20 protein-coding genes are annotated in these 19595 nt (G+C 68.2%); 8 read left to right on the top strand and 12 right to left on the bottom strand.

Going from position 1 to position 19595, the window contains the following annotated elements; all coding sequences use genetic code 11:
* Positions 1–184: 184 nt before the first annotated feature.
* Positions 185–1087 carry an SAM-dependent methyltransferase gene (locus OG787_RS19765; RefSeq protein ID WP_369037126.1) on the top strand — a complete coding sequence of 301 codons (903 nt, stop codon included), beginning with the start codon at positions 185–187 and terminating at the stop codon, positions 1085–1087.
* Positions 1088–1198: 111 nt separating this feature from the next.
* Here OG787_RS19765 and OG787_RS19760 read toward each other — a convergent pair whose 3' ends face one another.
* A complete protein-coding gene (locus tag OG787_RS19760) occupies positions 1199–1990 on the bottom strand; it encodes a DUF4253 domain-containing protein (protein ID WP_369037127.1) in 792 nt (263 codons plus the stop codon).
* Between the two features lie 344 nt (positions 1991–2334).
* Here OG787_RS19760 and OG787_RS19755 point away from each other — a divergent pair, with 344 nt between their 5' ends.
* Positions 2335–2691 (top strand): DUF805 domain-containing protein, encoded by a 357-nt coding sequence (locus OG787_RS19755; RefSeq protein ID WP_369037128.1) that lies wholly within the window; start codon positions 2335–2337, stop codon positions 2689–2691.
* A gap of 105 nt (positions 2692–2796) precedes the next feature.
* Here the strand turns inward: OG787_RS19755 and OG787_RS19750 are convergent, their stop codons facing one another.
* The 3 genes from OG787_RS19750 to OG787_RS19740 all read right to left on the bottom strand — a co-directional run bounded on the left by OG787_RS19750 (position 2797) and on the right by OG787_RS19740 (position 5063).
* Complete coding sequence (locus OG787_RS19750) at positions 2797–3354, bottom strand: hypothetical protein (RefSeq protein ID WP_405535901.1); 558 nt, start codon at positions 3352–3354, stop codon at positions 2797–2799.
* Positions 3355–3420: 66 nt separating this feature from the next.
* Complete coding sequence (locus OG787_RS19745; RefSeq protein ID WP_405535900.1) at positions 3421–4182, bottom strand: DUF2690 domain-containing protein; 762 nt, start codon at positions 4180–4182, stop codon at positions 3421–3423.
* A gap of 83 nt (positions 4183–4265) precedes the next feature.
* Positions 4266–5063, bottom strand: a complete 798-nt coding sequence (locus tag OG787_RS19740; protein ID WP_369037131.1) for a peptidoglycan-binding protein — start codon at positions 5061–5063, stop codon at positions 4266–4268.
* A 295-nt stretch (positions 5064–5358) separates the two neighbouring features.
* On the opposite strand from OG787_RS19740, the gene OG787_RS19735 reads away from it, so the two are divergent.
* Complete coding sequence (locus OG787_RS19735) at positions 5359–5826, top strand: peptidoglycan-binding protein (RefSeq protein WP_405535899.1); 468 nt, start codon at positions 5359–5361, stop codon at positions 5824–5826.
* A gap of 99 nt (positions 5827–5925) precedes the next feature.
* Here the strand turns inward: OG787_RS19735 and argS are convergent, their stop codons facing one another.
* Positions 5926–7722 (bottom strand): arginine--tRNA ligase, encoded by a 1797-nt coding sequence (gene argS, locus OG787_RS19730; RefSeq protein ID WP_405535898.1) that lies wholly within the window; start codon positions 7720–7722, stop codon positions 5926–5928.
* A 317-nt stretch (positions 7723–8039) separates the two neighbouring features.
* Here argS and lysS point away from each other — a divergent pair, with 317 nt between their 5' ends.
* Positions 8040–9791 (top strand): lysine--tRNA ligase, encoded by a 1752-nt coding sequence (gene lysS / locus OG787_RS19725; protein WP_369037134.1) that lies wholly within the window; start codon positions 8040–8042, stop codon positions 9789–9791.
* A 79-nt stretch (positions 9792–9870) separates the two neighbouring features.
* Here lysS and OG787_RS19720 read toward each other — a convergent pair whose 3' ends face one another.
* From OG787_RS19720 to OG787_RS19710, 3 genes are all read right to left on the bottom strand, one after another.
* Entirely contained in the window at positions 9871–11283 is a 1413-nt protein-coding gene (locus OG787_RS19720; RefSeq protein WP_405535897.1) for a DUF2637 domain-containing protein, read from the bottom strand.
* A 79-nt stretch (positions 11284–11362) separates the two neighbouring features.
* Positions 11363–12286, bottom strand: a complete 924-nt coding sequence (locus OG787_RS19715) for a DUF3558 domain-containing protein (protein ID WP_405535896.1) — start codon at positions 12284–12286, stop codon at positions 11363–11365.
* Positions 12287–12437: 151 nt separating this feature from the next.
* A complete protein-coding gene (locus tag OG787_RS19710; protein ID WP_369036227.1) occupies positions 12438–13262 on the bottom strand; it encodes a DUF3558 domain-containing protein in 825 nt (274 codons plus the stop codon).
* Positions 13263–13496: 234 nt separating this feature from the next.
* On the opposite strand from OG787_RS19710, the gene OG787_RS19705 reads away from it, so the two are divergent.
* Entirely contained in the window at positions 13497–14690 is a 1194-nt protein-coding gene (locus OG787_RS19705; protein WP_405535895.1) for an RtcB family protein, read from the top strand.
* A gap of 44 nt (positions 14691–14734) precedes the next feature.
* Here OG787_RS19705 and OG787_RS19700 read toward each other — a convergent pair whose 3' ends face one another.
* Positions 14735–15535: an LAGLIDADG family homing endonuclease gene (locus OG787_RS19700; RefSeq protein WP_405535894.1), complete on the bottom strand. Its 801-nt coding sequence runs from the start codon at positions 15533–15535 to the stop codon at positions 14735–14737.
* 337 nt (positions 15536–15872) lie between these two features.
* Between OG787_RS19700 and OG787_RS19695 the strand changes: the two genes are divergently transcribed.
* Entirely contained in the window at positions 15873–17054 is a 1182-nt protein-coding gene (locus OG787_RS19695; protein WP_369036277.1) for a cytochrome P450, read from the top strand.
* Positions 17055–17081: 27 nt separating this feature from the next.
* Here the strand turns inward: OG787_RS19695 and OG787_RS19690 are convergent, their stop codons facing one another.
* Positions 17082–17267: a hypothetical protein gene (locus OG787_RS19690; protein WP_369036230.1), complete on the bottom strand. Its 186-nt coding sequence runs from the start codon at positions 17265–17267 to the stop codon at positions 17082–17084.
* Positions 17267–18046, bottom strand: a complete 780-nt coding sequence (locus tag OG787_RS19685) for an SDR family NAD(P)-dependent oxidoreductase (protein ID WP_405535893.1) — start codon at positions 18044–18046, stop codon at positions 17267–17269. The genes OG787_RS19690 and OG787_RS19685 overlap by 1 nt, the downstream gene beginning before the upstream one ends.
* Before the next feature lie 175 nt (positions 18047–18221).
* Between OG787_RS19685 and OG787_RS19680 the strand changes: the two genes are divergently transcribed.
* Positions 18222–18659: an ester cyclase gene (locus tag OG787_RS19680; protein ID WP_369036232.1), complete on the top strand. Its 438-nt coding sequence runs from the start codon at positions 18222–18224 to the stop codon at positions 18657–18659.
* Positions 18660–18671: 12 nt separating this feature from the next.
* Here OG787_RS19680 and OG787_RS19675 read toward each other — a convergent pair whose 3' ends face one another.
* Entirely contained in the window at positions 18672–19007 is a 336-nt protein-coding gene (locus OG787_RS19675) for a YnfA family protein (RefSeq protein WP_405535892.1), read from the bottom strand.
* Between the two features lie 114 nt (positions 19008–19121).
* Here OG787_RS19675 and OG787_RS19670 point away from each other — a divergent pair, with 114 nt between their 5' ends.
* Positions 19122–19595 (top strand): hypothetical protein, encoded by a 474-nt coding sequence (locus OG787_RS19670; protein WP_405535891.1) that lies wholly within the window; start codon positions 19122–19124, stop codon positions 19593–19595.

Raw genomic sequence — 19595 nt, 5'->3', positions numbered from 1 at the left:
GGCGACGAATCCGGGACGCCCGTCGGCCCATCACCCCGCTGACCTGCGCGAACGCCGTCCCGTTCAGGGACGCTCCGGGACGGTCCGCGTCCGGTTCGCGTGCGGTTTTCGATTCTCGAACATCAACTCCGGTCGGCGGCTAGGTTGTTGTTCGTTGAAGTTACTGCTCCCCAGAAGAGGCCTCATGAGCGGCGATGCTCTCAGTCAGGACCCCGCCGAGCTGAGAAGGAGGATCGACAGCACCAAGGCCCATCCGGCCCGGGTGTACGACGTCTTCCTCGGCGGCAAGGACAACTACCCGGCCGACCGCAACGCGGCGGCCGCGGCGCTCGCCGCCAATCCGCGCGGGTACCTGGACGTGCGGCACAACCGCGACTTCATGCGCCGTGCGGTGACCACGCTGGCGGCGGACGAAGGCATCCGGCAGTTCCTCGACATCGGTACCGGCCTGCCCACGCAGGACAACGTCCACCAGATCGCGCAGCGCATCTCCCCGGACTCCCGGGTCGTGTACGTCGACAACGACCCGATCGTCCTCGCGCACGCGCGTGCCCTGCTCACCAGCGGGCCCGAGGGGCGTACGGACTACATCGACGCCGACTTCAACGACCCGGGCCAGATCCTCGAACAGGCCCGCAAGACCCTCGACTTCGATCAGCCGATCGCGCTCGTGCTCGCGGCGATCCTGCACTTCGTGGCGGAGCCGGAGGCGTACGACATCGTGCGCGAGCTGGTCGACGCGTTGCCGTCGGGGAGCCGGCTCGTGCTCAGCCATCTCACGGAGGATCTGAACCCCGAGAACATCCGCGCGGTGCAGCGGACGTACACCGAGCGGGGGTTCACCTTCGTGCTGCGGTCCCAGGCGGAGGTGGAGCGGTTCTTCGAGGAGAACGGGCTCGTCCTTGACGAGCCCGGTGTCGTGCCCGCCCATCGGTGGCGTCCCGACGGCAATGCGCCGGTGCCGGAGCAGGTCGAGGCCTCGTACTTCGACTCGCTCGACGACATCGAGAAGGTTCGCTATCGCGACATCAATGATGTTACGGATGCGGACATCAATGTGTACGGGGCCAGTGGGCGTAAGGCCTGATTTGGTTCGGGGATCCGTAGTTCGTGGGCTGCGGGTCCGGTGGGGGCTTGTCGCGCAGTTCCCCGCGCCCCTGACGGGGCGCTGTTCCGGGGCTGCGTTCAAGAAGTTCTGTCAGTCCCACCAGAAGGACCAGGTCCGGGTGTTCAGGAGTTCGTGTTCGGCGTATGCGCTCAGGGTGTTGTGGGGGCCCTGGGTGATGTTGTCCGGGCAGAACGCGAAGTGTTCGGCGGCCACTGCCTCCGCCTCGGTGAGGGTGGTCGGCGGGGCCGCCACGGACAGGGTCAGCTGGTTGAAGGTGAGCGCTAGGACCCGTATGCCGAAGCGGTCCTCCCAGGAGCGCAGTACCGCGCAGAGGCGGGCCGTGTCGCTCTCGTAGTTCGCGGGGCCGGACCAGCCGATCGCGGCGGGGACGTCGGCGGAGCGGCGGGCCGGGACGAGGGCCAGGCGTGGCTCCTTGAAGGAGGAACCGGCGGCCAGGAGCGAGTCGGCGAGCTGGGCGGCCAGCTCGTCCGCGTCGGTCTGCCCGGCTTCGGGGGCGGGGGCCAGGCCGGGCCAGTCCTCGTCCTCCGCCGCGTACTCCTCCCAGAACTCGGTGAGGACCTCTTCCGCGTCGTGATCCCCGGGGTAGGACGTGTCGCCGGGCATCAACTCCCAGTCCTGCGGCCCGCCCTGGCCGCCGCCCACCTCTATGACCACCGGGACGAGCCCGGCCGCTCGGTACGCGTCGTGGTGTGCGGCCCAGTCGCCGGGGGCGGAGGGCGCGTCGGCGTGCCAGAGGAGGGGCTCGTGCCAGGGGCCCTCGTCCGTCGTGTCGATCAGCCTTCCGGCGGGGAGCGCGAGGCCGAGCGTGCCGCCGGTCGGGTCGGCCGCGAGGTGGGGCAGCGGATTGGGAAGTGTCGCCATGCCGGTGACTTTAGGGCCTGCCACTGACAACGGCCCTGGAGAGGCCGGGGGCAACGGTTCGAGATCGGTCCGGTGTCGGCGCGGCCTCGAACTTGCGTCGGACTGGCAATGGAACGGCCATGATTCGGCAGCCAGTTGGTGTCGGTGCTGTGTGCAGTTGGTGATCTTGCGTTGATCTGTCCTGAAATCGACGTGCGCCGACTGTTGTTGGGGCCGCCCGTACCCATGTCATGCCCCATCAACTGCAACGACGAACCGGATTGACGAGTTCCCGCCGGGCTCCGTAGCTTCTGCCCCTGGCCTAATCCGCTCGGTTGGCCCACATCGTTCCCTGGGGGGAAGCAATGAACTACTACGTCGAAATGCTCAAGAAGTACGCGGTGTTCAGCGGGCGCGCGCGCCGCAAGGAATACTGGATGGCCGCGCTGTTCTCCATCATCATCAGCATTGTGCTGGCGATCATCGACGCTGTCATCGGCGTGCAGATCCTCAGTGGCTTGTACGCCCTGGCAGTCCTCGTGCCCGGCCTGGCCATCACCGTGCGCCGACTGCACGACACGGGCCGCTCGGGCTGGTGGCTCCTGATCGCGCTCGTCCCGCTCGTCGGTGGGATCACGCTGCTGGTCTTCGTCTGCCTCGACAGTGACGCGGGGGAGAACAAGCACGGCCACAACCCGAAGGCCGTCCCCGCCTTCGCCTGATCACTCGCACCGAGGGCACAGTCCCCGTGCCCTGGCCGCCCGGTTCGTTCCGGGCGGCTTTTGGTGTTGTGGGGCCGGCCTGTCGATCGGGGTGGCGTTCAGCGTTCAGTCCGTCACCGTCACCGTCACGATGACCGCCGCGACGATCGTGTCCAGGACCAGGCAGAACTCGGCGAGCGAGCGTGTCACCACCTTGTTGATCCGGTAGTGGTACGCGTCCCACACGGCGTGGGCCAGCAGGCCGCCCGCCACGACGTACGCGCCCACCGTCTCCGTCACGCCCAGAGCGACGGCCGCGGCTGTTCCGAACGCCGCCATGGCGATCAGGTGGTACGACCAGCCGCCGTACGGGGGTGGGGTGTCGGGGCTGCGGCGGCCTTGCGGCAGGCCGTACGCCAGGAACGGGACGGCCAGCGCCAGGATGACCCAGGTCGGGTCCACGCCGCCGCCGCCCAGTAACTCGGTGGCGAAGATGACGACGACCGAGCCGAAGAACAGCGGCCATACGGCGGACGGTTTCCGGAGGGCCGCCGCGCCGAAGTAGACGAGCGCGGAGGCGGCGAGGGCGGGGGCCGCGTCGACGCCCTCGGACATGTCGAGCCCGATCAGGGCGGCTGCGGCGATGCCGGCGAGGATCGGCCAGTGCTCAGGGAGTTTCGTCATGACTTCAACGTACGTACCCCTAGGGGGTATGTATACGGGTTTGGAGGGTGCTCGAATCGACGGGCCCTAAGGCACGCGGCTGTCGACGCACTCCCGCTCGCCGCTCGTCGCGGGGTCGAAGCAGACGCGGACGGTCGTACCCGGGCGGGTCGCTGTCATGGCCGTGTAGACGTAGTTCTTCGCGTCGATGTCGTCCTTGATCTCGGCGCTGTAGGTGGCGCCGTCCGCGGTCACCTCGACGCGGTCGCCGACGCTCGTGTGCCAGGTCCGGGCCCAACTGGCCCCGCACTGCTTGTCGTAGCGCACCGACATCCAGGCCCCGGTTGCCGTGCGGTGCTCCAGGAGGGTCTCGGGGGGACTGCCGCAGTTCATGTTCCACGGGTCCTGACCCTCGCAGGCGGCTCCCCGGCAACGGGCGGCGGGAGAAGCGGGAGTTGAGGGAGAGGGGGATGGTGTCTGTGGTTCGTCGGTGTCCGGTCCTGGCAGCAGTACGGCGGCTGCCACGATTCCGGCCATCGCGGCGCACGCCGACACGAGCGCTGCCTTGATCGTCGTACGGCGGTGACTGGTACCGGTACGTGTGGCTTCCAGCGGGGGCGGTGGTGTCGCCGTGCTCGGTGCGTCCGCCGCCCGCAGGCTCCACTCCGACTCCGCTATCTCCCACAGGGCCAGGCATCGGCCCTCCGGTTCGCGGGCGAGGGCGCACAGTTCCTGGACCGCCTGGCGTGGGGGGAGTGCCTTGCCGTTGAGGTAGCGGTCCCAGGACGACTTGCTGTACGTCGTTCGTTCCGCCAGGCCCGCCAGGCTCAGGCCCGTGCGGTCCTTCAACTCCCGCAGTGTGGCGGCCAGTCGGGTGCGTTCCGGTGAGGGGGATGGTGGTGGCGATGGCATCGGGCCCGGTGTCGTCCCGCTCATTTCGCAGTGGCCCCCGCGTCGCGCCGCAGAGCCCCCCAGGTGTGCGGGCCGATGATGCCGTCGACGACCAACTCGTCCCGTCTCTGGATGCGTTCGACCGCCCGCTGCGTCAACGGGCCGAAGATGCCGTCGATGTCGCCGGGCGATATGCCCGCCCGGCGCAACAGGCACTGTGCCTCGGCGACTTCGGGGCCCGCCTGGCCGCCGGCCAGGATCGTGTCCTGGGTGCGGCTGTTGCCCGAGTACCAGCGGCCGCCGATCCGCTCCAGCCGGCAGGTGTACGTGATCCGCGACGCCGACACCGACGCCAGCACTGTTGTGGTGGGTGAGGCGCGATGGGACGCCGTCGCGCTGCCGTCGCCGTCCTGGAGTCGTACGACCGCGAGGGCCGACGCGGAGGCGATCAGCACCAGGGCCACCGCGCCGGCCACGAGCGTGGTGCGCAGCGGACCGTCCTGCGGCCGGGGCTCCTGTTCCAGGATCTCCGGTGTTTCCTGCGTCTCTTGTACGGGCGCACTCGTGCGTCTGCTGCTCCACGCCTCCGTCGCCACCTCGTGCAGCGCGAGCAGCCTGGTCGTGTCGTCGCCGCAGGTTCTGGCCATCGCCTCGACGGCTTCCCCGGGCGGCAGCGATCTGCCGTTCAGGTACCGTTCCCACGACTTCTGGCTGTACCCGGTCTTCACGGCCAACTGCCGCATGCTCAGCCCGCTGCGGTCCTTCAGCCGGCGTAATCGCATCACCAACTGGCGGACTCGGGGATCCAGTTCGGCCGGCAGCTCCTTCCAGCGCGGCATGTTCCCCCTACTCGCGTATCGCGTACTCACGTACTCGCTTCGCATTCTGCAACAGGGTCGACGGCCCCCACCGGAACGTGGTTCCCGCACGGGTACGGAACCGGCCACCCGCCCGTCCCGGCCGTCCCGCCGGACCGTCCCCGCGGACGACGTCCCCGCAGGTCAGCGGGCGGGGCGTCCCATGAAGACGTCACTTTCGCGGCAACCGTGGCAACCCTTGCCGCCCACTGGCCATTCTCGTGTTGCCAGACCCCGGCGGCATGACCGAGCCGCCGTACGACCCCAAGGGGGAAGCATGCGACCGAACATCTTGACGAGGTCCGCCATCAGCCTCACCGCCGTCCTCGGGCTCGCGGCCGGAACGGTGGCCGCCGCGGGTACCAGCTTCGCGGCGTCCGACACGGCCACGAAGCCGGTGGTGAGCGCCGAGGCCGTCACCCCGCTCGCGGTGGTCAACCTCGGCCTGAACTCCACCCAGGCCAAGGGCATCCAGCGCTGGCTGGCGGCGCGCTGGCAGTACACCGGCTCGATCGACGGGCTTCTCGGCACCAACAGCTGGAAGGCCTTCCAGCGCCACCTCCAGGCGTCCTGGGGCTACACCGGAGCGATCGACGGGATCGTCGGAAGCGGCACGATATCGGCGTTGCAGCGCAAGCTGAGCCAGCCGGACTACGGCTACACCGGCCCCATCGACGGCATCGCCGGTTCGGGTACCCAGGCCGCGTTCAAGAAGTTCGCCGACTGGGCGGTGGCCACCTACTAGACGGCCATCGGCCCGCACACGCCGCGGCCCGTCCTCCCCGGGGGAGAGGACGGGCCGCGCGCGTTTCTTCGGGTCCCTCAGCAGCCGCTCAGCAGCCGCTCAGAGCCGCTCGGGCGTCCTGATGCCCAGCAGGGCCATGCCCTGGTGGAGCGTCTTCGCCGTCACGTCGCAGAGGAACAGTCGGTTCTCGGCGATGTTCTGCGGCGGCGCCGGCTTGATCACCGGGCACTTGTCGTAGAACGTCGTGTACAGCGACGCCAGCTGGTACAGGTACGCCGCCAGCTTGTGCGGTGCGTACTCCGTCGCCGAGTCCGCCACCGTCTCCGCGAACCCGTCGACGTGCAGGGCCAACGCCCGCTCCGCGTCGGCCAGTTCGAGTTCCGGATGCGGCTTCGGGCGTACCTCGCCGGCCTTGCGCAGGATCGACTGGATACGGGCGTACGCGTACTGGAGGTACACGCTCGTGTCGCCGTTCAGCGAGACCATCTGGTCCAGGTCGAACTTGTAGTCCCGGTTCGCCGACGTCGACAGGTCCGCGTACTTCACCGCGCCGATGCCCACCTGGGCGCCCCGCTCGGCGACCTCGTCGTCCGAGAGCTGGGACTGCGTGTCCTTCTCCCGTACGACCGTCGTCGCGCGGTCCACCGCCTCGTCCAGGAGGTCGACGAGCTTGACCGTCTCGCCCTCACGCGTCTTGAACGGCTTGCCGTCCTTGCCGAGGACCGTGCCGAACGCCAGCTGGTACGCCTTGACGTCCTCGTCGTTCAGCCAGCCCGCCCTGCGCGCGGTCTCGAAGACCATCTTGAAGTGCAGGGACTGGCGGGCGTCGACCACGTAGATCAGGTTGTTCGCCTTCAGGTTGAAGACGCGGTCCCGGATCGCCGAGAGGTCCGTCGCCGCGTAGCCGTAGCCGCCGTCGGTCTTACGGACGATCAGCGGGACCGGGTTGCCCTCCGGGCCCTTGATGTCGTCGAAGAACACGCACAGGGCACCCTCCGAGCGGACCGCCACCCCGGACTCCTCCAGGAGGCGGCACGTCTCGTCCAGCATGTCGTTGTAGCCCGACTCGCCGACGATGTCCGCGTCCTGGATGACCATGTCCAGCTTCTCGAAGACCGAGAAGAAGTAGATCTTCGACTCGTCGACGAACCGCTGCCAGGTGGCGAGCGTCGCGGGGTCGCCGGCCTGGAGGTCGACCACCCGGAGGCGCGCCCGCGTCTTGAACTCCTCGTCGGAGTCGAAGAGTTTGCGTGCAGCCTTGTAGAGGCGGTCGAGGTTCGACATCGCCTCCTCGCCGGTCGCCTCGGTGTCGGTGGCTGCGTCTGCGGTGTTCCTCTTGTGGTCCAGCTCGTGCGGGTGCTCGTCCAGGTACTGGATGAGCATGCCGAACTGCGTTCCCCAGTCGCCGATGTGGTGCCTGCGGATCACGTTCTCGCCCGTGAACTCCAGGAGTTGGGCCACCGCGTCGCCGATCACCGCCGAGCGGAGGTGGCCTACGTGCATCTCCTTCGCCACGTTCGGCTGGGCGTAGTCGATGACCGTCGTGCCCGGGTGGGCGGCGAGCGGTACGCCCAGGCGGGCGTCCGGGTCCGCTGCCCTCGCCGCGAGGTTCTCGACGATCGCCTTGTCGGTGAGCGTGATGTTCAGGAAGCCGGGGCCGGAGACCTCGATGTCCTTGATCACGTCGCCGGACACGACGTTGGCGACGACCTGGGTCGCCAGGTCGCGGGGGTTGGCCTTGGCCTTCTTGGCGAGGGCGAGGATGCCGTTCGCCTGGAAGTCCGCACGGTCGCTGCGTCGCAGCAGCGGGTCCGCGGGGGCCTCCGGCAGGGTTGCCGTGAGGGCGTCCGCGAGGCGCTGGTGGACGGTGGCGGTGAGGGACTTGACCGGGGCCATGGGAGTGGGTGCCGTTCTCCTGGTGGGTACAGGTTGATGGGGTCAGTATCCCATGGGGGGTAAAGGGGTTTTCTTGCGTGCGGGTGGGTGGGGGTCTGATTGTTCTCGCCCCCGCCGCCCCTACCCGTCCCATCCCTGGGGGCTGCCGCCCCCAGACCCCCGCTGTCGGCCTGAACGGCCTCGTCCTCAAACGCCGGACGGGCTGGGGGTGCGCCCCCGGAAAGGCGTTTTCGTGGTTCTGGGGGGACCTGGGAGAATGGGGCCGTCAGTCGTCGACCGTACCGGCTGATCTTGAGGAACTCTTAGAAAAAGAGGACGTGCCGATCGTGGCTCAGAGCACCGAGACCACCGACTGGGTCTCCCGTTTCGCGGATGAGGTCATCGAGGAGTCGGAGCGTCGAGCCCCCGGCAAACCCGTCGTCGTCGCGTCGGGGCTCTCGCCCTCCGGGCCCATTCACCTGGGGAATCTCCGCGAGGTCATGACCCCGCATCTTGTCGCCGACGAGATCCGGCGGCGGGGGCGCGAAGTCCGGCATCTCATCTCCTGGGACGACTACGACCGCTATCGCAAGGTGCCCAATGGAGTGGAGGGGGTTGACGCGTCCTGGGCCGAGCACATCGGGCGGCCGCTTACCTCCGTACCGGCGCCGAAGGGGTCCGCCTACCCCAACTGGGCCGAGCACTTCAAGGCCGCCATGGTCGACGCCCTCGCCCAGCTCGGTGTCGAGTTCGACGGGATCAGTCAGACCAGCCAGTACACCTCCGGTGCCTATCGCGCGCAGATTCTGCATGCCATGAAGCACCGGGGGGACATTGACGCCATTCTTGAGCAGTATCGGACCAAGAAGGCGCCTGCCAAGAAGCCTCAGCAGTCTCAGAAGGCTCCTGACGCCGCTGAGCTCGACGCCGCCGAAGGGTCCGGGGCCGCCGCTGAGGACGACGGGAGTTCCGGGTCCGCCGGGTACTTCCCGTACAAGCCCTTCTGTGGTGGGTGCGGCAAGGACCTCACCACCGTCACCGCCTATGACGACGACACCACCGAGCTGACCTACACCTGCACCGCCTGCGGGTTCTCCGAGACCGTCCTGCTGAGCGAGTTCAACCGCGGCAAGCTCGTCTGGAAGGTCGACTGGCCGATGAGGTGGGCTTACGAGGGGGTTGTCTTCGAGCCCTCCGGTGTCGATCACTCGTCTCCTGGTTCCTCGTTCCAGGTGGGTGGGCAGATCGTCGGGCAGATTTTTGGCGGCAAGCAGCCCATCGGGCCCATGTACGCCTTCGTGGGCATCAGCGGCATGGCCAAGATGTCCAGCAGCAAGGGTGGCGTGCCCACGCCCGGTGACGCGCTGAAGATCATGGAGCCGCAGATCCTGCGCTGGCTCTACGCCCGCCGGCGGCCCAACCAGTCGTTCAAGATCGCCTTCGACCAGGAGATCCAGCGGCTGTACGACGAGTGGGACAAGCTCGACGCCAAGGTCGCCGACGGCACCGCACTGCCGGCCGACGTCGCCGCGCACGCGCGTGCGGTGCGTACCGCCGAGGGCGAACTGCCGCGCACGGAACGGCCGTTGCCGTACCGGACGCTGGCCTCCGTCGCCGACATCACCGCCGGTGCCGAGGACCAGACGCTGCGGATCCTGAGCGAGCTGGATCCTGCCGATCCGCTTGCTTCGCTGGATGTCGTTCGGCCCCGGCTCGACAAGGCCGAGGCCTGGATCAATACCCAGGTTCCCGCTGATCAGCGGACCATCGTGCGGAGCGAGCCCGACACCGAGTTGATCAAGTCCCTCGACGAGCAGGGGCGGCAGTCGTTGCGCCTCCTCGTGGACGGGCTTGCCAGTAACTGGTCCCTCGACGGGCTCACCCATCTTGTCTACGGCGTGCCCAAGGTTCAGGCCGGGTTCTCCGCCGATGCCACGGCCAAGGAACTTCCCGCCGAGATCAAGGTCGCCCAGCGGACCTTCTTCGCCCTGCTGTACCACCTGCTCGTCGGGCGGGACACCGGGCCCCGGCTGCCCACCCTGCTCCTCGCGGTGGGGCAGGAGCGGGTGCGGGCCCTCCTCGGGGAGTAGGACGGTCGTACCAGTTGTACGTGAGGGGCGCCCGGCCTGTGCCGGGCGCCCCTTTCCGTCGTACTCGCACCTCTGGGTACTACGCGATGTGGTCTTCCTGGAGTTCCGCCGTGTGGCGGTTGGTGAAACGGTTGACCATGCGGTCGGCCTCGCGCTGCGGGAGCTTCGTGCCGTACGTCGCTTCCACGTCGCCCCTGAACTGGCCCGAGGTCGGATAGCTGCCGTCTATCGACTTCTTGAAGACCAGGTAGAAGTCCTCCTCCGTCGGCTCCGGCGGACCGCCGCCCGCACCCATCTCACGGGTACGGCCAGGACCGGCCGGGATCGGGAACGTACCGGTGTCCTCCGGGGACGGCTCCGGGGCCTCCTCCTGGGCGGCCGGCGGCTCCTCGAACTGCTGCGGGAACGCCTGCTGCTCGAACCGCAGCCGCTCCTCGTACTGCTGCCGCTGTGCCTCGAACTGCCGCTGGGCCTCGTACTGCTCGGCCTGCTGCTGCTCCTCCATCCACTGGATGTAGGCGGGGTCGTTGGCCGGGTCGTAGGTCGGGTCGTAGCCGCCCTGATACGCGATGGCCCGGGGGTCCCGCATCTGGAGCCACGGGTTCTGGGGCTCGGCGTAGTCCGGCTCCTGGGGGAGTTCGCCGCCTTCGGGCGCGGGGCGCTGCTGCTGCGCCTGCGCCTGCGCCTGCGCCTGCTCCTGGGCGGGCGCCGCGTTGTTCTGTACGGCGGGAGGAGCGACCGCCTTCGCGACGGCGGGCTCCAGTTCCGGCTGGGGCGCCGGGGCCGGTGGCAGCAGGGCCGGTTCGATGCCCGCCGCCGCCAGGCCCGAGGGGGCCGTCTCCGCGAGGGGGACGCCGTAGCGGGCCAGGCGCAGGGGCATCAGGGACTCCACCGGGGCCTTGCGGCGCCAGGCCCGGCCGAAGCGGGCGTGCAGGCGGGCCTGGTAGACGAGACGTTCCTGCTCCAGCTTGATGACCTGGTCGTAGGAGCGCAGCTCCCACAGCTTCATCCGGCGCCAGAGGAGGAAGGTGGGGAGGGGGGAGAGGAGCCAGCGGGTGAGGCGGACGCCCTCCATGTGCTTGTCGGCCGTGATGTCCGCCATGCGGCCGATGGCGTGCCGGGCCGCCTCGACCGCGACCACGAACAGCACCGGGATGACGGCGTGCATGCCGACGCCCAGCGGGTCGGGCCAGGCCGCCGCGCCGTTGAACGCGATCGTCGCCATCGTCAGCAGCCACGCCGTCTGCCGGAGCAGCGGGAACGGGATGCGGATCCAGGTGAGGAGAAGGTCGAGGGCGAGCAGGACGCAGATGCCCGCGTCGATGCCGATCGGGAACACGTAGCTGAAGTTCCCGAAGCCCTTCTGGATCGCCAGTTCACGGACGGCCGCGTACGACCCCGCGAAGCCGATCGCGGCGATGATCACGGCGCCGAACACGACCACTCCGATGAGCACCCGGTGCGTTCGTGTCAGTTGGATTGGCGCGGACACCCGTACTCCCCTCCCTGTGCGTGCTGTTGCGCGCAACAGGGTGGCACATGTGTGCGGCGTACGTATTGCGGAGACAAAGTCAGTTCTTCTTCGTTGCCGAAGAGGAAGGTGACGCGGAAGCGGACTTCGAGGCGGACGCGCTCGGCTTCGCCGACGAACTCGCCGAGGAGGAAGGGGAGTTGGTGGGGGCGGAGGTCGCCGCGTCACCGTCGCCGTTCGTCGACGACACCTTCGCGACAGCTTCCTTGACCGCCTTCACCGCTGCCTTCGACAGGCTCTCCGCGCTCGGTGTCTTCTCGCCGGCGAGCCCGGCGCCGTTGTAGTCGAGGGTCACGACGACGTTCTCGACCCGGACGACCACCGTCTGCTGCCGGAAGGCGCCTTCCTTCTTCTTCAGGTCGTAGCGCACCGACGTCGCGTCGTCGCCCGCCCCGGTCACCGGCTCCGAGGCGACGTTCTTCGCCCCCGACACCGACTGGGCGTCGTCCACCTGGGTCTCGTAGTACGCCTGGGCCAGTTCGTCGCCGGAACCGCGCGTCGCGTTCGACTCGAAGCGCAGCAGGGACACGTTCAGCCAGCGGAACTGGGAGCCCTTCACACCGTTGTTGGTGAGGCTCGTCCAGGAGCAACTGCCGCGCGTCGACGTGTCGTTGGAGGAACCCTCCTTGCCCGACTTCACACCCTTCGGGACAAGTTCCTTCAGCGTCTTCGTCGTCAGCGCCGTACACGGCTCCGGGATCTTCTGGTACGCGGCGGCCTGCACGGTCGGAGACGCGCTCACCGTCTCGCCCGCACCGGTGGTGTCCGTGTCCTTCGCCGCGTTGTCGGCGGAGCCGGCCGACCCGGAGTCGGATCCCGAGTCTGAGGAGCAGCCGACGGCTACCAGGAGGAGGACGGGGACGGTGGCCAGGGCGGCGAGGGCGCGGCGCAGCCGCTTCGGTGCCACGGTGGCGGTCCGGCCGAGCTGTTCGTCTCGCTGGTCTCGCTGTGCGGGTCGGTGCATGGTTCCTTCACTCATCGCGCTGTGGTTCCTGCGGCTCTCGGTTCCTGCGGTCGGATCGGGTCCGAGGGGCCACGGTACGCGGTGAGGGACGCGCGGTGCCTGGCTTCACACCCATTGCGGAGGGCCGCAGCGAGGTCACCCAGGGCGCCTCTCAGTCGAACGCGCCGGCGAGCTGGGAGGCCAGTTTCCGCGCCCTGTCCTGCATTTCCTTGCTGTCCGGGACGGTGCCGAGCGTCGCCGGCTGCTCGACGTACTCGATGGTCACGATGACGTTGGACGTGCGGAACGCCACAGTCACCGTGCGCTGCTGGGCCGTTGAACCGGCGCTGCTCAGCTCGTCGTCGAGGAACGCCTCGTCGCCGAGGCCGTCGAGGAGGCGGGGCTGGAGGGCGGCGGCGGATTCGGCGTCGGGGGAGGCCGATGCGGAGGCCGTGTCGGTGGAGGTGGCGGAGGAGGTGGGGGACGCGGACTCGGACGGGGACGCGGACGCGGACTCGGTGGGGGTGGCGGAGACGGAGGCGATGGGCTCCGGCAGATCGGCGGCCACGACCTTGGTCGCGAAGAGGTCCGTCGCCTGGCTGTCGTCGCTCACGGAGTTGTCGTACGACACGACCCGTTCGAAATCGACGAGGAGATGGTCGGTGGCGTCCGTGGACTCCACCTTCCAGCGGCAGCCGACCTTGCGGTCCGTGTTGTAGGTGAGGGTCGACTCGCCCTCGTACGCCTGCTCCTTCTGCTCCTCGTCCGTGAGCTGCGTGATGCCGGGCAGCAGCGAGTCGAGGGTGTCGTGGCTGACCGCGCCGCAGGGTTCGGGGAGCGTGTCGTACCGGCCGGGCTGGGCCGCGGCGGTCGTGGTGCTCGCGTCGCCGGGCTTGGCGTCCTCGGCGGTGTCGTCGCTGCCCGAGCCGCCGGTGCAGCCGGCCAGCAGCGCCGCGAGGAGCACGGCGACACCGGGTACGTACGCCTTGCGCTGCACGGTCGGTTCCTCTCGACGATCTGAACTGCATGAACCATGTGAACGATCTTTGCGGGGCGGTGCCGGTACCAGTGTCCCCGCTGGTTAATCGCTTGCCGCACAGGGGCGTCACCGGCAGACAATGTGTATCGCACGCACCACCGTGAACGCCGGTCCGGCATCCCTTTTCGTTGACCTTGGCGCCGGTTTTGCGATTTGAGACTTCTGTTGGTTTTTCTGGGGGATGAGGGCGTTATGTCGTACGTAGAAGTGCCGGGTGCGAAGGTTCCCATCCGCATGTGGACCGACCCCGCGTCGGTCGAGGACGTCGCGATGCAGCAGCTGCGGAACGTGGCGACCCTGCCGTGGATCAAGGGCCTGGCGGTCATGCCGGACGTCCACTTCGGCAAGGGGGCGACGGTCGGGTCGGTCATCGCGATGCAGGGGGCTGTGTGTCCTGCGGCGGTGGGGGTCGACATCGGCTGCGGGATGTCCGCCGTCAGGACCTCGCTGACGGCTGACGATCTGCCGGGGGATCTGTCTCGGCTGCGGTCGAAGGTGGAGCAGGCTATTCCGGTGGGGCGGGGGATGCATGACAGTCCTGTTGATCCGGGGCGGCTGCATGGGTTCGCCACTGGGGGGTGGGAGGAGTTCTGGGGGCGGTTTGATGGGGTTGCGGATGCGGTGAAATTCAGAGAGGGGCGGGCTGCGAAGCAGATGGGGACGCTCGGATCGGGAAATCATATGATTGAGTTGTGTGTTGATCAGTCTGATTCGGTCTGGCTCATGCTGCACTCCGGATCCCGGAATATCGGCAAGGAACTGGCCGAGCATCACATCGGCGTCGCCCAGAAGCTCCCGCACAACCAGGGCCTGGTCGACGGTGACCTCGCGGTGTTCGTCTCGGACACTCCGCAGATGGCCGCGTACAGGAACGATCTGTATTGGGCGCAGGAGTACGCCAAGTACAACCGCGCGATCATGATGGGGCTTCTGAAGGACGTCATTCGCAAGGAGTTCAAGAAGGCGAAGCCTGCCTTCGAACAGGAGATCTCCTGCCACCACAACTACGTGGCGGAGGAGCGGTACGAGGGCATGGACCTGCTGGTAACCCGTAAGGGCGCGATCCGCGCGGGCTCCGGTGAGTTCGGGATCATTCCGGGCTCGATGGGCACCAGCTCGTACATCGTGAAGGGGCTCGGGAACGAGAAGGCATTCAACTCGGCTTCGCACGGCGCGGGTCGGCGGATGAGCCGGAACGCGGCGAAGCGGCGCTTCACGGTGCGGGACCTGGAGGAGCAGACACGAGGGGTGGAGTGCCGTAAGGACTCCGGCGTGCTCGATGAGATTCCGGGTGCCTACAAGAACATCGACCAGGTGATGGGGCAGCAGAGCGATCTGGTTGAGGTCGTGGCGAAGCTGAAGCAGTTCATCTGCGTGAAGGGCTGACGAATGAGGCCCCCGGTCGGGTACCGGGGGCCTCGCTCAGTTGGTCATCGGTCGATCGGCAGGGGGACTTTGCCGGTCCGCAGGCGCCAGAGACGGATGTAGCAGCTCTTCTCGGTTCGGCCGAGGTCTTTCGCTGCCGCGGCATCGTTGTTCAGTCGGAGCAGCGTGCGGTCTTCCTGTGCTGTCCAGCGGCGGCGGTCGGGTGCGACCCTCATGTCCGCCGGTCGGATCCATGCGCTGAGGGAGTCGGCGGCGGTCTGCTTGCGCCGGAGAGACAGGCAGTCCTTGTAGTAAATGTCGGCTGCCAGCTCCTGGGCGTTCTCCTTCGTGTAGAGGATGTTGTAGATGCCGTCGCGGGCGTTGCGCTTGAGGGTTCGCTCGGCTCCTGTGATCCTCCCTGCGTAGAAGCAGAGGTAAGCGGCGATGGCCGTGCTGGCTGTTGTCAGCGAGACGAACGGAAGGCCCTGGCTCGTGTAGCCCACGGATCCGTCGGCGTCGATGACGCCACGGAGATAGTCGCGTCGCGAGAACTCGACGTGAGGCGGGCCGATTGTCCTCGACTTGGGGCCGTACGGCAGGCCGAGTTCGTTGAGTCTGGTCCTGGCTTCGAGAGAACACAGGCTCCAGGTGGCCGAGCGATGGGTCTCGGCGAAGTTCGTCGACCGAGTGCGCTCGGTGACGCTGCTGTAGTACGGCGTGAGCTTCTGGAACTTGCGCAGAAGGTCGATGTCTCGGACGTTGATCTCGACGCTCAACTTGCCTTTCTGGCCGACCCCTTGTTGCAGATGCCCATCCGCCTGGATGAAGCCGAACATGTACGCGTACTCCGGGACCGTCAGGTCCATGAACCGGTGAGCGCTAGGCTCGCAGTCAGCCACAGGGAAGCCCTACTTCCGTGTTGGTCAGGCCCTTGGCCGGGAGTGCCATCCCGGCCAAGGGCCGTCGTGTTGAGGTTGTGGTGTGAGCCTAGGTCGGGAGTTCTTCTGCCGTTCGGGTGATCGAGGATCACCACCCCTGTGGGCTAATTTGCATATAAGTCAATGTGACCTCGGCCACGGATACGTACCGTCAGGTTCCTGTCCGAGAATTGTCAGGAAGCCGCGATTCGATGGCGCCGCACGTCCTTGTCCCCCCACCACGAGGAGCGCCGGCACAGTGACGACCCCTATCGCAGACTTCCCCATGCCCCGCGATTCCGCCTGTCCCTTCGATCCGCCCCCGGCTCTGCGGCAGCGGGATGCCGAGGAACCGGTGTCCAAAGTGCGGCTGTGGGACGGGAGTACGCACTGGCTTGTCACTCGGTACGAGGATCAGCGGGCCCTCTATGGTGATCAGCGGCTCAGTGTCGATACGACCCGGGCCGGGTTTCCGTATCTCAATGAGGCGTTTCGGGAAGTTGCGGCCAAGACGCCGCCGTCTTTCCTGAACATGGACGATCCCGATCATGCGCGTATCCGGCGCATGGTGACCGCCCCCTTCGCCATCAAGCGGATCGAGGCGTTGCGGCCCGCCATTCAGCGGATGACGGACGAGCTGATCGACACGATGCTGGCCGGGCCCAAGCCCGTCGACTTTGTTGAGGCGTTGGCGCTTCCTCTGCCCTCGCTCGTCATCTGTGAGCTGCTCGGGGTTCCTTATGAGGACCACGACTTCTTCCAGAGCAACAGCAAGGTCGGGCTGCGCCGGGATGTGACCCCGGAGGCCGTGCGGGCCGCCAGTGGGGCTCTATTCCAGTATCTGGACCGGCAGTTGGACCGGAAGATCGCCGAACCCGCCGACGACATGCTCTCCGAGCTGGGCGCGCGGTTCCAGGCGGGTGATCTCACCCGCCAAGAGGCCGTCATGCTGGGGCAGTTGCTGCTCGGTGCCGGGCATGAGACCAGCGCCAACATGATCGCGCTGGGGGTTCTGGCCTTCCTGGAGCATCCCGACCAGCTTGCGATCGTGCGTGACACCGATGATCCGAAGGTTCTCGCCAGCGCCGCGGACGAGATGCTGCGCTATCTCACGGTGGTCCACAACGGCCAACGGCGCCTGGCGCTGGAGGATCTGGAGATCGGTGGGCAGGTTGTGCGGGCCGGGGAGGGAGTCATCATCCCTGGCGCCACCGGGAATTGGGACGCCGGTCTCTTTCCCGAGCCCGAGAAGCTGGACGTCACCCGTGACGCCCGTCGTCACATGGCCTTCGGGTTCGGGATTCACCAGTGCCTCGGGCAGCCGCTCGCCCGGCTCGAACTCCAGGTGGTCTACGGCACGTTGTTCCGCCGCGTTCCCGAACTGCGGCTGGCCGCCGAGCTGGAGAAGATTCCGTTCAAGGACGACGGCATCGTGTACGGGGTGTATGAGCTGCCCGTCACCTGGTAACGGTAACCGGCGGCTCCCGCAGGGGAGTTACTTCGCGTGCTTCACCGCGTAGATCATGACGAACGCCACCAGGTGGATGCCGAAGAGGAAGTACGCGAGGTAGTACCAGACGTAGCGTTCGCGCTGCTTCTCCAGGGCCAGGAGCTGCTTTTCCTGCTCCCGGTCCCTGGCCCTGGCGGCCGTGTCCTCTGCGTCTTCCGTCGGCTCCGTCATCACACGTCCCGGTGGACCTTCGTGTTGGACGCCTGCGCGCGGGGGCGCAGGACCAGCAGGTCGACGTTGACGTGGCTCGGGCGGGTCACCGTCCAGGTGATCGTGTCGGCCACGTCGTCCGCCGTGAGGGGTTCGGCCACGCCCTCGTAGACCTTCGCTGCCTTCTCGGAGTCGCCGGAGAAACGGGTCAGGGCGAACTCGTCCGTCTTCACCATGCCCGGCGCGATTTCGATCACCCGGACCGGCGTGCCGACGATCTCCAGGCGCAGGGTCTCCGCGAGGACATGGGCGCCGTGCTTGGCGGCGACATAGCCCGCGCCGCCCTCGTACGTGCCGTGCCCGGCGGTGGAGGAGACGACCACGATCGTGCCGTCGCCGCTCGCCGTCAGGGCGGGGAGCAGGGCCTGGGTGAGGTTGAGGGTGCCGATGACGTTCGTCTCGTACATCTGGCGCCAGTCGGCCGGGTCGCCGGTGGCCACCGGGTCCGCGCCGAGTGCGCCGCCCGCGTTGTTGATCAGGACGCCGATCGTCTTGAAGGCGGACGAGAATTCGTCCACCGCCTCGCGGTCGGTGACGTCCAGGGGGTACGCCGCCGCCTGGCCGCCGCTCGCGTTGATCTCCTCGGCCAGCGCCTCGATCCGGTCCTTGCGGCGGGCCGTGAGGACGACCCGGTAGCCGGCCGCGGCGAGCCGTCGAGCCGTCGCGGCACCGATTCCGCTGCTCGCGCCGGTGACCACGGCGATGCGGGAGGCGGCGGACGGGGCGGCGGCGGTTGCCATGGGACTGCTCCTCAAGGTGCCTGGGTGAGATTGGGGTGCGGGTTCGCGCTGCCCAGGATAGGCAGGCGCGGCCGGCCGGTGGCGGGGTGTCCGGAGGGTGGGCCTGTGCGGGGCTGCCAGGGCCCGGCAGCGGTGGGAAAATGAGGTGGGTGATCCGCGGCAACGGAGGTGGATCATGGGAGAAGCACGTGACGTCATGGACCGGCTCACGGAGGCGCTCACCTCGACGCCCGACCTCAAGGCCGTCGCCGAGCTGTACGCGCCCGACGCGGTCGCCGTCACCCCGGACGGCGGGGAGATCCACGGGCGCGACAACATCGTCGACTACTGGCGGCAGATGACCGACGCGGTGCCGGAGGCTACGTACGAGCCCGTTCACTCGTACGAGATCGGTGACACTGCCGTCGACGAGGGCTACTTCACCGGGCGGAACACCGGGCCGATCCAGCTGCCCTCCGGCGAGCATCTGCCCGCGACGCAGAAGGACGTCCGGATCCGGGGGATCGACATCGCGACGGTCCGGGACGGCCACATCGTCGACTACCGGCTCTACTTCGACCAGATGGAGTTCCTGGGGCAGCTCGGGCTGCTGCCGCCCGATCCGCTCGGCTGAGGAGGTCCCGGTTCAGTTCCCTCGCGGGGCGTACATGATCACGGCCATGCCCGCGAGGCAGATCAGGGCGCCCGTCACGTCCCAGCGGTCGGGGCGGTAGCTGTCCGCCGCCATGCCCCAGGCCAGTGAACCGGCGACGAAGACACCGCCGTACGCGGCCAGGATGCGACCGAACTCCGCGTCGGGCTGGAGCGTGGCGACGAACCCGTACGCGCCCAGGGCCAGCACGCCCGCGCCGATCCACACCCAGCCGCGGTGCTCGCGTACGCCCTGCCACACGAGCCAGGCGCCGCCGATCTCGAACAGGGCGGCGACGACGAACAGGGCTACGGAGCGCAGGACGGACATGCGCCGAGCCTCGCATGCCCGTTCACCGTCACCTGTTGGAGGGCGCCTGCGGGGCGCGTCAGGTGGGATACATCGCTTCGACGAAGGTGACGGTCTTCTGGACGAGGAGCGAGCATGAGGGTTTGGGTGCGTGGGCTTGTGGCGGGCTTTACGGCGATCGGTGTGGTCGGGGCGGGGGGCTTCGCCGGGGCCGACACCGGTGAGCCCGAGGCTGATCTCGCCTATCACGGGTCCGTCTCGCTGGACCGTGGGCGGATCGATCTGCGGGTGACGCCGCGCAATCACGGGCCGTCCGCCGTCGCCGACGCGACCGTGCGGCTGACCTGGTCGGCGCCGCTGGCCGCCCGGCAGCAGCTGCCGGACGGGTGTGCGCGGCTCGGGGCGCGGGTGGTGGTGTGCCGTACGGGGGCGCTGGCCGCCGACGGTGTGGGCGAGCAGCTCGGGCTGAGGATGCGGCTCCGGGGCATGCCCGCCGAGGTGACGCTGGAGATCGGTACGGTCTGGAGCGGCGGTGTCGTGGACCGCAACCGGGGCAACGACCAGCAGCGTGTCCTTGTGCTCGACACCGGGGATGCCTATTACTTCTGA

The sequence above is a fragment of the Streptomyces sp. NBC_00075 genome (assembly GCF_045041225.1).
Classification (GTDB): domain Bacteria; phylum Actinomycetota; class Actinomycetes; order Streptomycetales; family Streptomycetaceae; genus Streptomyces; species Streptomyces adonidis.
This window is presented reverse-complemented; position numbering and strand designations above follow the sequence as displayed.